The organism is Acidaminococcus massiliensis (assembly GCF_900095825.1).
GTDB lineage: Bacteria > Bacillota > Negativicutes > Acidaminococcales > Acidaminococcaceae > Acidaminococcus > Acidaminococcus massiliensis.
In genome coordinates, this window is record NZ_LT608315.1 from 657,937 (window position 1) to 671,819 (window position 13,883).

The following is a 13,883-nucleotide window of genomic DNA, read 5'->3' on the forward strand; positions in this document are numbered from 1 at the left end:
CGGATGCGACAGGAGGGGAAGAGTCAATGGAGCGCTATCTTCATAAATACGTGAGCCCTGATAAAGCTGTGGAATTGGCAATAAAATCAGGAGATTGGGTGGATTTTGGCTTTGGAAACGGATTCCCGGAATTGATGGATGAAGCTCTGGCCCGCCATAAAGAGAAACTACAGGATGTAAAAATCCGCGGGGGATTGGTTTATCGGCCTATCATCCATACCATCGACTGTGACCCGGATATGAAGCATTTCCAATATTACAGCTGGCATCTGGGAAACTATGAACGAAAGATGTTTACGGCCAAGAGACTGCATTTCGTTCCCATGCTGCTGCGTCTTCTGCCGGAGATGTATCGGGATTATCTTCAGGTGGATGTGGCCATTGTTCCAGTATCTAAACCGGATAATCAGGGGTATTGCGGCCTTGGCTTGGCAAATTATTGCTGGAAGACCATCATCCAGAAAGCCAAGACGGTCATTTTTGAAATCAATGAAAAGATGCCCAATCTCCAGGGAGTGGATGGTTCTCATCGTGTTTCCTTGGATGAAGCCGACTATATCGTGGAAGGGGAACATCAGCCACTTTGCGTATCCAGTTATCGGGCACCCAGTGAGGCGGATCTGCAGATTGCCAAAAATGTAGTTCGAGAAATTCCGGATCGTGCGGTTCTATCTCTGGGAGTGGGGGCCATTCCTTTTACCATTGCCCAGCTTCTGGCGCAATCGGAACAGGAAGATTTGGGCTGTCATACGGGGACGCTAAGCGATGCCTTTCTCATGCTCCATAAGGCGGGAAAACTGACCAACCGTTGGAAGGAAGAAAAAACGGGGCTTTCTTCCTGGAATCTAGTCAGCGGATCCCAGGAGCTGTATGATTGGCTTCAGGAAAGGCCAGAGGTCTTTTATCCTGCTGAACTGGATTACATCCATAATCCCCGTGTGATGGAGCGGATTTCCCGATATATCAGTATCAATGGGGGAATCCAGCTGGATTTGATGGGGCAGGAAAATGCCGAATCCGTGAGTACCCGCCAGATTTCCGGCGTGGGAGGACAGCTGGATTTCCTGGAAGGAGCGTTCCTGTCCCGGGGCGGTGCAGGATATATTTGTATAGAGTCTTCTCGGGTGGACAAGAAAGGTGTGCGTCATTCGAATATCGTTCCGGCCATTGCTGCCGGCAGTGCCATTTCAGGGCCTAGGGCTTTGATCCAAAATGTGGCCACTGAATACGGGGTGGCTCATTTAACGGGATTGTCCCTAGAAGAAAGAGCAGAAGCGATGATCCGCATTGCTCATCCGGATTTCCGGGAAGAGCTGCGGGAGTATAAAGCCAGAGTGTTCTCCTGAAATCATTTATATGGCAGCAAGACTCCCTCTTGGGAAAAGAGGTTTGTACAGAGTGAGAGTGTTTGTGCGGATAACGTATAGACACTCTCTTTATTTATCTTTTTTGACGATTTCCCGATACCCTCTATGGTATAGTCTTGCCAAATATCCCTTTTCGACCATGGAGGTGCGTGATGAAAATTTTGCAAGGACTGCTTTCTGCCATCGCTGCCGGGTTCTGCATCGGATTGGGCGGGGCCGTGTTCCTGCTCCAGTCGGAAAAACTGGTGGGGGCGCTGCTGTTCTGTGTAGGGCTTTATACCATCTGTGAGATGCAGTTCCATCTGTTTACCGGCCGGGTCTGTTATGCGCTGGAACAGCCGTTATGGAGCTGGTTCCGGTTTCCCCTGATCTGGATCGGCAACTGGCTGGGGGCCGGATTGGCAGCCAGTCTGCTGGGCCTGACCCGGGTAGGGCCGGCGGCCCGGCAGGCGGCTTTGGTCCTGGTGGCAGGAAAAAATGGGGATACCTTTTTGAGCCTGTTCATCTTGGGCTTTTTCTGCAACATTTTTGTTTACATCGCCGTAGAAGGATATAAGACATTTCCTCTGGCACTGGGAAAATACCTGGCCATTTTTGTGGGTATCACGGTATTCATCATGAGTGGGTATGAGCACAGTGTAGCTGATATGTTCTATTATTTTATGGCCGGGCAGATGGATCAGGAAGCCCTGGTGCGTCTCTTGGTGATCACCGGCGGCAATATCTGCGGGGGGCTGACAGCCTGGGGAGCCCGGCAGGCAGCTAGGAAGGCCGCAGGCTGAGCAAGGATGGGACTGGCTTCCCAGAGGCTTTTTTGCTATACTCGAAGTATCTTTTGTGAGGAGGAAGGCTGATGGACTCATTTCAAATCGATATTCCTACCAAGGTGCTGTTCGGACCTGGTCAGCTGGGGCAGCTCCATGCCCAGGAACTGCCAGGGAAACGGGCACTGATCGTGATTTCTTCCGGCAAGTCTACCCGGGTCAATGGCTACCTGGAACGGACGGAAAAAGAACTGGCTGCCGCCGGAGCTGTGACGGAAGTGTTCGACCGGATCCAGGCCAACCCTACCCTGGCATCGGTGGAAGCTGGGACGCAGGCGGCCCGGGATATGGAAGCGGATCTGGTGGTGGCCCTGGGAGGCGGGTCCGTCATGGATGCAGCCAAAGCCATCGCCTTGATGGCTGTCAATGAAGGGAGCCTGTGGGATTATGTCAATGCGGGAACGGGAAAAGGTGTACAGCATGCCCATCGGGCACTGCCGGTGATTGCCATCACCACTACGGCAGGGACTGGCTCGGAAGTGGATGCCTGCAGTGTGATCACCAACCAGGGGACCCATGAAAAGATCGGCCTGAAGCTGCCGGATCTGTTTCCTTGGCTGGCTATCGTCGATCCGGAACTGATGTTGACCGTCCCTCCTCGGCTCACCGCTTACCAGGGCTTCGATGCCCTGTTCCACAGCTTGGAGACCTATGTGAGCCGGAAGGCCAACCCCCTCAGCGATATGGTGGCGTCTACGGCCATCCGGGCGATAGGCCGGTATCTGCCCCGTGCCGTAGTGGATGGCAGGGACCTGGAGGCTCGGACCCAGCTGGCTTTTGCCAACACCCTGTCCGGGTACGCTATGGTCACCGGAGGCTGTACCAGTGAACATTCCTTGGAACACGCCATGAGCGCCTACCACGAGACCCTTCCTCATGGGGCCGGGCTGCTGATGATCACCCTGTCGTATTTTGGCTGGATGCTGGAACAGCATATCTGTGATGACCGGTTCGTAGAAATGGCCAGATTCTTGGGAAAAGAAAATGCCAAAAAACCTTACGAGTTTTTAGATGTTCTGCAAAAATTGCAGGAAGCATGCGGCGTAGCCGGACTGAAGATGAGCGATTATGGAATCTTGCCGGAAGAATTCCCTAAAATGGCGGAAAATGCTTCCACGGCCATGAAAGGACTGTTCCTGAATGATCGGCGGTCTCCCTCCCGGGAAGAATGTGTGGTCATTTATCAGAAGGCCTATCGGTAAGACAGAAACCGTATACAACCTTAAAACAACGGTAGTACAACCATATTGCACAGGAGGCGCAGAAGGTTTTTTCGCCTCCTTTCCGTTATGCTATAATAGAAGGACTCACAATCTTGCGGCAAAGGATGGCGTTTCCATGGATCTTACTTTTCTTTCTCCCCGTTCCCGGATGCTCCTGGCCCTGGTCATTTTTGGGACGATTGGCCTGGTGCGCCGGTACATTCCCCTGGGGTCCGTGCCTCTGGCATTCCTGCGGGCTGCCCTGGGCTGCCTGACCATGCTGTTCCTGATGCGGGCGGGCCATATCCCCTTCCATTGGGATAAATTGAAGGACCGGGCACCGAAGCTTCTGCTCAGCGGGCTCCTTTTGGGGTTGGACTGGGTGTTTTTCTTTGAATCCTTTAACCATACCACGGTGGCCATCGCTACCCTGTGTTATTATATGGCGCCGGTGTTCATGCTGGCGGCGGCACCCCTGGTCTTCCGGGAACAGATCACGCGGCGGAAAATGGTGTGCGGCGCCATTACCGTTGGTGGCATGCTGCTGGTTTCCGGGGTCTTGGGCAGCAGCGGAGACGTGGGCGATATCACTGGGGTGTTCTGTGCCCTGGCAGGAGCCTTCTTTTATGCAGGGATCATCATCATCAGCAAGACCATCACCGGGCTGGACCCTTATGAACAGACTTCCGTACAGCTGGGGACGGCAGCCTTTTTCCTGCTGCTCTACTGTCTGCTGACAGGGCAGCTGGATTTCCACACCATGGATGGGGCTGGGTGGGCTCTGACGATGCTTTTGGGCATCGTCCATACGGGGCTGGCTTACGGGATCTATTTCGGCAGCCTGACCCAGGTGCCGGCCCAGACTACTGCCCTGCTCAGTTATGTGGATCCGGTGGTTGCAGTGTGTATTTCCGTATTCCTGCTCCAGGAACCCATCACTGGACTGCAGCTGGCTGGGGTCCTGTTGGTGCTGGGCGGCATGATCGGCGGGGAAAGGAGAAGATAAATGGAAAATCGTATTTTTCATCCAGGGGATATCGTGCGGCATTTCAAGCGGGAACGGCTGACGGAAGAGGAAAAACGGACCAACCGGTATCTGTACCGGATCATCGGACCGGCGGTCCATTCGGAAACCCGGGAACCTTTGATGGTGTATGAAGCCCTGTATGGGGACTTTGGCCTGTATGTCAGGCCAGCCGCCATGTTCTACAGTGAAGTGGACCATAAGAAATATCCGGAAGTGAAGCAGAAGTACCGGTTTGAGAAGGTGTAGGGGGCTGCCTTTTGGCAGCCCGGTCACTGGTCTCTTGTCACTAGTCACTGGACGAAGGAAGGCAGCCGGGCTGCGGCTGCCTTTCATTGTATGATGCTGGCTCAGACGCGCCTTTGGCTTGTCCTTGCCTTTCTAGAAGAAACTAAGACAAGCAACGGATGAAAAGAAAGGCACATTTCTATTTTTTATTCGGAAGAACCCGTCAGCCACGGGTTCTTTCCATCGGCCAGTGACCAGTGACCGTTGACCAGTGACAAAAAGGGAATGTGAAAAAATAATTTCTCATTTTTTCATAGCCCCTTTTACGTTAACTATACTAAAATACTAGGTTGACTAAATAGCCCGCTTCCTGTATGGTAAGGAAGTCTGAAAATTCTGGAGGTGAGGCTGTGCGTTTGCGTGAAATGGTGTTGTGCGGGCTGTTCATTGCCCTGGTGGCAGTGGGGGCCCTGATCCGGATCCCGGTGGGGAGCGATGTGTACACCCTGCAGTTCATGTTCACCCTGCTGGCGGGACTGCTGCTGGGAGCCCGGCTGGGGGCCCTGGCGGTAGGGACCTATGTGGTCATGGGCCTTGTGGGAATCCCGGTGTTTGCTTCCGGAGGGGGCCCTCCTATGTGCTCCAGCCCACCTTTGGGTATCTGGTGGGGTTTACCATCCAGGCCTGGGTCTGCGGGAATCTGGCCCGGCAGGGAGCTGCTGAGGTGACCCTGTCCCGGCTCCTGGGGATCAACCTGGTGGGGATGGTCATCGTCTATGTGCTGGGGATCAGCTATTTCTGGCTGTCCTCCAACTATCTGGTCCAGGCCCCCATCGGCTTCTGGGCGGCCCTGTGGTACTGCGGGGTACTCCAGGTGGTGCCGGATTTCCTCCTGTGCCTGGGAGCGGCCTTTGTAGGGCTCCGGTGCCGGAAAGCGGGAATCTGGGTGTAAGGAGAGGAATGGAATGGGTAAAGCGATATTCATTACGGGAACGGGTACGGATGTGGGGAAGACCTATGTGACCGGGCTTCTGGTGAAGAAGATCCGGGAAGCGGGGCTGGACGGCAGCTACTACAAGGCCGCCCTCAGCGGGGCGGAACCGGACGGAAACGGGAACCTGGTGCCCGGGGATGCGGCCTGGGTGAAGGAAACCGCCGGGATCCCGGACCCTCTGGAAGATCTGGTGACCTATGTGTACCGGGAAGCGGTGTCTCCTCATCTGGCGGCCCGGATCAACAACCATCCGGTGGACCTGGACAAGATCCGGCAGGCCTTCCGGAAGGCCAAAGACCGGCACCAGTATCTCACCATGGAAGGCAGCGGGGGCATCCTGTGTCCTCTGGGCTGGGAAAAGGATCACCACCTGCTGCTGGAGGACATGATCCAGGCTCTGGACCTGGGCTGCCTTCTGGTGGCGGATGGGGGACTGGGGACCATCAACAGTACGGTGCTGACGGTGGAATATCTCCGGCACCGGGCCATCCCAGTCCGGGGAATCCTGTTCAACCGGTGGAAACCGGGAGACCGGATGCAGGAAGACAACCGGATCATGGTGGAAGAACTTACCGGCCTGCCGGTGCTGGCCTGCGTAAAGGAAGGTGACCGGGAACTGGAAGGCCCTCTGGACAGACTGCTGGAAGCTTATACCTAAGGAGACGAAAATGGAACACAAAACAATGGAACAGCGGGACCTGGACCTGATCTGGCACCCCTGTTCACAAATGAAAGATTACGAAACCCTGCCTCCCATGGTCATCGATCATGCCCAGGGAGTCTGGCTCTACGACATCCACGGCAAAGCCTATCTGGACATTGTCAGCTCCTGGTGGGCCAATCTGCTAGGCCACCGGAATCCGGTGCTCAATGGACGGATCAAAGACCAGCTGGACAAACTGGAACATGTGATCTTTGCCAATTTCACCCATGCCCCGGCCATTACCCTGGCGGAACGGCTGAAGGCCCTGGTGCCGGAAGGGCTGTGCCGGTTCCAGTTCCACGACAACGGATCGGCGGCAGTGGAAGCGGCTCTGAAGCTGTGTTTCCAGTACTGGGCCCAGACCGGCCATCCGGAAAAACAGCGGTTCATGTGCCTGACGGAAGGGTACCACGGAGAAACCATCGGGGCTCTGTCCGTGGGGAGCATGGATCTGTTCGCCAAACTGTACAAGCCCATGATGATGGACAACATCCATGTGGAAGCCCCGGACTGTTTCCGCTGCCCCTATGGAAAGGACCGGGACCACTGCCAGTGTGAATGCTTCGCCAAAGCGGAAGAGGCCTTTGCCCTCCACGGCCGGGAAACTGCCGCCATGATTGTGGAGCCCCTGCTCCAGGGCAGCGCCGGCATGCGGGTGTACCCGGCTCTCTATCTCCAAAAGCTCCGGGCGCTGTGCGATGCCTATGAGGTGAAGCTGATCGCCGACGAAATCGCTACCGGCTTCGGCCGGACCGGTACCCTGTTCGCCTGCGGCCAGGCAGGGATCACCCCGGATGTGATGTGCCTGTCCAAAGGACTGACCGGAGGGTACATGCCCATGTCCCTGACGGTGACCACCCGGGAGATCTATGAGGCTTTCTACGACGATTACGGCAAGCACAAGGCCTTCCTCCACAGCCACACCTATGCCGGGAATCCCCTGGGGTGTGCGGTGGCCCACGGGGTGCTGGATGTGCTGGAACAGGAACAGATCCTGCCCCGGGCCCGGGAAACCGCCCGGTGGCTCACTGGAGAAATGGAAGCCCGGTTCGGGAACCATCCCCTGGTGGGAGAAATCCGCCACATCGGCCTGATCCACGCCCTGGAACTGGTGGCGGACAAAAAGACCAAAGCCCCCTTCCCGGCGGAAAAACGGCTGGGGTATTACTTCTATCAAAAGGCCCTGGAACGGGGAATGGTACTCCGGCCTTTGGGAGATGTACTGTATTTCAACCCGCCTCTCACCATTACCCGGGCGGAACTGACCCAGGCCATGGATATCCTGGAACAGGTGCTGGCCTGAGAGCCGGCTGCCTGGGATAAGGTAAACCAAAAATAAAATAAGGTTGACACAAAACGTAATCTGTCCTATACTAAGGACAACGAATTCAACGAGCCTGATTTCGTCCTGATCCGTCCCTCCGGATCGGCCCATGAGAAACTCTCAAAAGGAGCTGCTGTACGTTTTCCGTGCAGCGGCTCCTTTTTCGTGGTAAGATGGGGGAGCATGATCATAGAAGACAACAGGAGGAACATCCTATGGCTATTTTGGAACATGATATCCTGATCAGTGAAGACTTGCGCCGGGTTCCCCGGGAAGAACTGGAAAACCGGCTGACACGGCTGCGGGAAGCCCTGGACCGTCAAGAGCCAGGCTGGCAGATGGCCGTGATCACAGATAAATTGGATATGTATTATTTTACCGGTACCATGCAGGAAGGAGCTTTTATAGTCCGGCCCCAGGACGCCATCCTGTGGGTGCGCAGGAGCCTGGCCCGGGCCCTGAATGAAAGCCTCCTTCCGGAAGGCTGGATCCGCCGGATGCACAGCTATCGGCAGCCGGCGGAATACTATGGGGCGGATCTGCCATCAGAAGTGTATCTGGATGAAAAGCACACCTCTCTGGAATGGCTCCGGTTCTTCCGGAAATACTTTCCTTTCGAAACCAGGAGAAACTTGGATGCGGTGCTCAGCGGCCTCCGGAGCGTGAAAAGCGACTACGAGCTGGCCCTTTTGAGCCGCAGCGGACAAATCCATGCCGATGTGCTCATGGAAGAAGCTCCGGTGTTCCTGAAAGTGGGGATCAGCGAAGCGGAATTGGCCATCCAGCTGTACCTGCGGATGGTACTGAAGGGCAGCCAGGGGGTAGCCCGGACCAATCGGCCCACAGGAGAAGATGCCATCGGTCTGGCTTCTTTTGGGAAGAGCGCGCTGGTGCGGACGGCCTTTGACGGACCTGGAGGGACCAGCGGTACCTGTGTGGCGGTCCAGAGCATTGGCTCAGCCTTCCGGCTGCTGAAGCCGGGCCGTCTGGTTTACTTGGATATCCCCTGTGGGGTGGATGGGTACAATACGGATAAAACGGTGGTGTATTATTTCGGGGATTTGGAACGGGATCCGGCCAAAGAGGAAATCCTCCGGGCCTACAACTATTGCCTGGACCTGGAACAGCAGACTCTGGCCCTTTTGAAACCAGGGGCTGTTTTGGGAGAAATCTACGACAAGGTGATGGCTGATTTCGATCCCTACTATGAAAATATGTTCATGAACGGGGGCCGTTTCCTGGGACACAGCATTGGTATGTGCATGGATGAGACACCGGTGATCGCCGGCGGCGTCAAAGATCGGGTGGAGGAGAACATGGTTTTTGCGGTGGAACCCAAGATCGCCCTGCCGGGACTGGGTATGGTAGGGACGGAAAACACCTACCGGATCGGACCGGAGGGACCGGTCTGTTTGACGGGAGGATCCCAGCCGCTGCGGGTCATCCGTTGATTTTCCCTTGCCGGAAATGGTAAAATAACAAAATAAAATCTTTCAGGACAGCGGGTTGGCTGCAGCCTGGAAACAAGGGGAGTAAAAGAAAAATATGGCAACAGAAGAAAATGGGCTCCTGGATAAACAGGATTTCCTGGAACAGAAAGAAGTCATCAAAAAGCAGATCCTGGGGAACGGGAAATTGACAGGGCCTCAGAAACGGCAGTCGCTGCAGGTCCTGGAAGGGTTCGAAAAATCCATCCTCCAAGGAGGCGTCCGCCAGCACGGCATCACCAAGGCCATGCTAAAGACCGCTCTACCGGTATTCGGGAAAATGAGCGAGGACAAGCGGCATAACGAAAAGGAACTGCGGGTGCTGAAATTCCTCACCTATTTCGTGCTCCAGGGGATCCGGAAATGAGTGCGCTGACCCTATTCCTGCTGGCAGTGTCCCTTTCCATGGATGCTTTCGCTGTATCTGTCTGCGGAGGGCTGAAAATGGAAGGTCGGGAACGGTTCAAAGGCGGGCTGATCTTCGGTGCCTGGTTCGGGGTGTTCCAGGCCCTGATGCCGCTGGTCGGCTACGAGCTGGGCAGCCATTTTGCCAAGGTAGCGGAGGCTTATTCCCATTGGATCATTTTTTTGATCCTTTCTTATATTGGCTGGAACATGATCCAGGAAGCGGGAGAAGACCAAGAAAAAGAAAAAGTCACTGGCTTCCGGACTATGCTGGGACTGGCGGTGGCTACCAGCCTGGATGCCTTGGGAGTGGGCGTGGGCTTTGCCTTCTTGGATATCCGGATCCTGCCGGCAATACTGGAAATCGGCACCATTACCTTTTGCCTTTCTTTCCTGGGCTGTGCCTGCGGATCGGTGATTGGCATGTGGGGCAAGGAACGGGCGGAGAAAGCCGGCAGCTTTGTGCTGCTGCTGATCGGTCTGAAGGCTGTCATTGAGCATTACGGGATCCTGGACAACTGGACGCCGTTTCTGTTCTAAGCCAGCGGAGCTGGCTTCCTTTGGCCATTGACAATCGACCATTGACGGGGGCTGTTGCGTAAGCAACAGCCCTTTTCCAAAAGGAGGCATCAAGATGGTCCGCCAACGTTACATCATGCATGTGGATATGGATGCATTTTTTGCTTCTGTGGAACAGCTGGACCATCCGGAATACCGGGGAAAACCGGTGATTGTGGGAGGCCTTTCCGGCCGGGGCGTGGTTTCCACCTGCTCCTATGAAGCACGGAAGTTCGGGGTCCATTCGGCCATGCCCATGGCCACGGCCCACCGGCTCTGTCCCCAGGCCATTTATGTCCAGGGCCGGTATGGCCGCTATCAAGAAGTATCCAGGGAGATCCGGAAGATCTTCCAAGAATTTTCTCCCCTGGTAGAGCCCTTGTCCATTGATGAAGCCTTCTTGGACCTGACGGGGATGGAAGCCCTGGCGGGAGATGTATATGCCCTGGGACCGAAAATCAAACAGGCAATCCGGGAACGGACCGGCCTCACCGCTTCCGTGGGGCTGGCTCCCAACAAATTCCTGGCCAAACTGGCCAGCGACCTGCGGAAACCGGACGGAATGGTAATCATCCGGCCGGAGGAAGCAGCTGCCACAATCGCACCCTTGCCAGTGGGCCGGATCTTCGGACTGGGACAGCGCTCTGTGGCTGCACTGGAAAAAATGGGCATCCGGACCATCGGACAGCTAGCTGCCTGCGATCCCCGGCTGCTGCGGCCGCTCTTGGGGAAAAATGCGGAAGAGATCCGGAATCGGGCCCAAGGCTTGGACAGTCGGCCGGTGGTGCCGGATGAGCAGCGGAAATCCCTGGGGAAGGAGAATACCTTTCCCGTGGATCTGGTGGGCATGGAAACCTGTCTGGGGGCCCTGTGGGACCTGTGCCAACAGGTGGGATGGCGGCTGCGCTGCGCCGGCCTTTCCGGCTGCACCGTGACCCTGAAGGTGAAGACCGGGACTTTTCAGCTGCTGACCCGGAGCCGGATGGTGGAGGAGCCTCTGTCTCAGGATGAGGAGCTGATGGAACAGATCCGCCTGCTGGCCCGGCAGCTTTCCTGGAGCCAGCCGGTACGGCTGCTGGGGGTCAGCGTCAGCCATCTGGTGCCGGCAGGTTCCCAAAGCCTGGCCTTGGACGATGAACGGCGGCAAAAACGGAACCAAGCCCTGGATGCCCTGAAGCAGCGGTTCGGGGAGGACATCATCCGGAAGGGCTGGGGAAAACGGTAAAATCCAGCTGGCCAGAGCTCGGGAAAAAAGGTAGAATAGAACTGTCTGAAGGAGGGGGCCGGAGGGCGGAAAGGAGACGGGCAATGGAACGGCGGAAGAAAATCGGTGTGGGCATGGTCCTTTTGGGGGCCGGGCTCTGGGGAAGCAGCAGCAATAGTGTGGAATATCTGATGGTGCACCAGCACTTTACCTGGGCGGCTATCCTATTCTGGCGGATGGTCTGTACCGGTGTGGTATTCCTGGGCACCTGCCTGTATCAGAAGCAGGACCTCCTGGCCCCCTTGAAAAACGACTGGAAATGGCTCCTGAAATTCGTCCTGCTGGGGATGTACCTGATGCAGGTCACTTTTTTCAAATCCATCTATTACAGCAATGCTGCGACGGCTACGGTGCTCCAGTACACCATGCCGGCCATCCTTCTGTTCATGTACCTGATCAAGGAAAGGAGACGGCCTACCCGGCGGGAAGTAGTGGCTGTGGTCCTGGCCTTGGTAGGGACGGCGCTGATTGCCACCAAGGGAGAAGGGGCGGCCTTGGCCATCTCGCAGGAGGCACTGTTTTACGGGATCCTGGGTGCTTTTGGGATGGCGTTCTATACAGCTTATGCAGCCGTCCTGCTGAAAAAATACAGCTGCTTCCTGATCCTGGGCTGGGGAAGCCTGGGGAATGCTCTGCTGTTGGGAATCTTCAATCATCCTTCCTTGGAAGGCGCTCTCTTCGATCTCCATACGGCGGAGGCGTTCGGCATCCTCTTCGTCCTGGGGACGCTGGTTGCTTACTACGTGTATCTGGAAAGCACTAAGTACATCCCTCCGGCGGAAACCGGGGCCCTGGCGGCGTTCGAGCCCCTGTCCGCGTATTTCTTTTCTGTGGTGGTCATGGGCAACAAGGTGGGACCGGTAGAAATGCTGGGAGCTCTGTGCATCATGGTCATGGTCGGCGTCTTGGCACGGAATGACTGATACGGGAAAAAGAAAACAAATTCTATTGACAGACTGAATTTGAGTGCCTATAATGTAAATCATATTAAAATAGTGGTAATTAAACGGGAATGAATAGGGAGGCAATGACAATGAGCGAAGAAAAGAAGTATCATTTTGAGACGCTGCAGCTCCATGTGGGGCAGGAACAAGCTGATCCGGCAACGGATTCCCGGGCAGTGCCCATCTACCAGACCACTTCTTATGTGTTCCGGAACAGCCAGCATGCCGCTGATCGGTTTGCCCTGAAGGATGCAGGCAACGTTTACGGCCGGCTCACCAACCCCACGGAAGATGTCTTTGAAAAACGGATCGCAGCCCTGGAAGGCGGGGTGGCGGCCCTGGCAACGGCCAGCGGTGCTGCTGCCGTGACCTATGCCATGCAGGCACTGGTCCATGCAGGCCAGCACATTGTCTGCGCTACTACCGTATACGGCGGGACCTACAACCTGTTCGAACATACTTTTCCGGATTTTGGCATCGAAACCACTTTTGTGGATCCTACCAAAGGGGTACAGGTCTTCGAAGATGCGGTACGGGAAAATACCCAGGCCATCTACATTGAATCCGTGGGCAACCCCAATGCCAACCTGATCGACATCGATGCAGTGGCCGCCATTGCCCATAAGCATAAGATCCCTCTGGTGGTTGACAGCACTTTCGCCACTCCCTATCTGCTGCGTCCTTTTGAACACGGCGCTGACGTGGTGGTCCATTCTGCCACCAAGTTCATCGGCGGTCATGGTACCACCCTGGGCGGCATCATCGTGGACAGCGGCAAGTTCGACTGGGTGGCTTCCGGCCGGTTCCCTTGGCTGGTTGACCCCAACCCCAGCTACCATGGCATCAGTTTTGCCAAGGACGTGGGCGCTGCTGCCTATGTAACCTATATCCGGACCCTGATCCTGCGGGATACGGGGGCTACCATTTCTCCCTTCAATGCCTTCCTGCTGCTCCAGGGCACCGAAACCCTGTCCCTGCGGGTGGAACGTCAGGTGGAAAATGCCCTGAAAGTGGTGGAATTCCTGGCCCACGATGCCCATGTGGCCAAAGTGAACCATCCTTCCCTGCCCAACCATCCGGATCATGAACTGTACAAGAAGTACTTCCCCAACGGCGGGATTTCCATCTTTACCTTTGAGATCAAAGGCGGTGCCGCCGCTGCCCAGAAGTTCATCGATCATCTGAAGATCTTCTCCCTCTTGGCCAATGTGGCCGATGTGAAGAGTCTGGTGATCCACCCGGCTTCCACCACCCATTCCCAGATGAACGAAGAAGAGCTGGCCGCTTCCGGAATCACCCCGGCTACTATCCGGCTGTCCATCGGGACCGAACATATTGACGATATCATCGATGATCTGAAACAGGCTTTTGCCGCTTTGGATTGATCCAAAAGAAAACAGGGGGCTGCTGCATCTGCAGCAGCCCCCTGTTTTTTCTTTTGAAATGTAACGGCCGTAACAACAATTAACAATATAAGAATAAATCAATACTAAATATAATAAAAATGTTGCAATCCTCCAAAGATATGCTACAATAAAACGGCAACACGAATAATAAAA

13 protein-coding genes and 1 pseudogene are annotated in these 13,883 nt (G+C 55.5%); all 14 read left to right on the plus strand.

All coding sequences use genetic code 11. The features are described 5' to 3' along the window. Positions 1–26 precede the first annotated feature (26 nt). The 14 genes and pseudogenes from BQ2657_RS03200 to BQ2657_RS03265 all read left to right on the plus strand — a co-directional run bounded on the left by BQ2657_RS03200 (position 27) and on the right by BQ2657_RS03265 (position 13,709). Positions 27–1,346 carry an acetyl-CoA hydrolase/transferase family protein gene (locus tag BQ2657_RS03200; RefSeq protein ID WP_075579340.1) on the plus strand — a complete coding sequence of 440 codons (1,320 nt, stop codon included), beginning with the start codon at positions 27–29 and terminating at the stop codon, positions 1,344–1,346. Between the two features lie 173 nt (positions 1,347–1,519). Beyond that, a complete protein-coding gene (locus tag BQ2657_RS03205; RefSeq protein WP_075579341.1) occupies positions 1,520–2,149 on the plus strand; it encodes a formate/nitrite transporter family protein in 630 nt (209 codons plus the stop codon). A 71-nt stretch (positions 2,150–2,220) separates the two neighbouring features. After that, a complete protein-coding gene (locus tag BQ2657_RS03210; protein ID WP_075579342.1) occupies positions 2,221–3,393 on the plus strand; it encodes an iron-containing alcohol dehydrogenase in 1,173 nt (390 codons plus the stop codon). A gap of 136 nt (positions 3,394–3,529) precedes the next feature. Continuing rightward, the gene (locus BQ2657_RS03215; RefSeq protein WP_075579343.1) at positions 3,530–4,399 is read left to right on the plus strand and encodes a DMT family transporter; all 870 of its coding nucleotides are present in this window, start codon (positions 3,530–3,532) and stop codon (positions 4,397–4,399) included. Then, positions 4,400–4,666, plus strand: a complete 267-nt coding sequence (locus BQ2657_RS03220; protein WP_075579344.1) for a DUF1653 domain-containing protein — start codon at positions 4,400–4,402, stop codon at positions 4,664–4,666. A gap of 389 nt (positions 4,667–5,055) precedes the next feature. Beyond that, positions 5,056–5,597, plus strand: a pseudogene (locus BQ2657_RS03225) (biotin transporter BioY). Between the two features lie 13 nt (positions 5,598–5,610). After that, the gene (gene bioD / locus BQ2657_RS03230; RefSeq protein WP_075579345.1) at positions 5,611–6,297 is read left to right on the plus strand and encodes a dethiobiotin synthase; all 687 of its coding nucleotides are present in this window, start codon (positions 5,611–5,613) and stop codon (positions 6,295–6,297) included. 10 nt (positions 6,298–6,307) lie between these two features. Next, positions 6,308–7,645: an adenosylmethionine--8-amino-7-oxononanoate transaminase gene (gene bioA, locus BQ2657_RS03235; protein WP_075579346.1), complete on the plus strand. Its 1,338-nt coding sequence runs from the start codon at positions 6,308–6,310 to the stop codon at positions 7,643–7,645. A gap of 236 nt (positions 7,646–7,881) precedes the next feature. Then, the gene (locus BQ2657_RS03240) at positions 7,882–9,117 is read left to right on the plus strand and encodes a M24 family metallopeptidase (RefSeq protein ID WP_075579347.1); all 1,236 of its coding nucleotides are present in this window, start codon (positions 7,882–7,884) and stop codon (positions 9,115–9,117) included. A gap of 94 nt (positions 9,118–9,211) precedes the next feature. Next, the gene (locus BQ2657_RS03245) at positions 9,212–9,520 is read left to right on the plus strand and encodes a hypothetical protein (protein WP_075579348.1); all 309 of its coding nucleotides are present in this window, start codon (positions 9,212–9,214) and stop codon (positions 9,518–9,520) included. Next, complete coding sequence (locus BQ2657_RS03250) at positions 9,517–10,098, plus strand: manganese efflux pump MntP (protein ID WP_075579349.1); 582 nt, start codon at positions 9,517–9,519, stop codon at positions 10,096–10,098. Before BQ2657_RS03245 ends, BQ2657_RS03250 begins: the two co-directional genes overlap by 4 nt. Positions 10,099–10,192: 94 nt before the next feature. Beyond that, on the plus strand, positions 10,193–11,341 hold the full coding sequence (gene dinB / locus BQ2657_RS03255) for a DNA polymerase IV (protein ID WP_075579350.1): 1,149 nt from the start codon (positions 10,193–10,195) through the stop codon (positions 11,339–11,341). A gap of 83 nt (positions 11,342–11,424) precedes the next feature. Then, on the plus strand, positions 11,425–12,303 hold the full coding sequence (locus BQ2657_RS03260; RefSeq protein WP_075579351.1) for a DMT family transporter: 879 nt from the start codon (positions 11,425–11,427) through the stop codon (positions 12,301–12,303). A 110-nt stretch (positions 12,304–12,413) separates the two neighbouring features. Continuing rightward, complete coding sequence (locus tag BQ2657_RS03265; protein WP_075579352.1) at positions 12,414–13,709, plus strand: O-acetylhomoserine aminocarboxypropyltransferase/cysteine synthase family protein; 1,296 nt, start codon at positions 12,414–12,416, stop codon at positions 13,707–13,709. Positions 13,710–13,883: the final 174 nt, after the last annotated feature.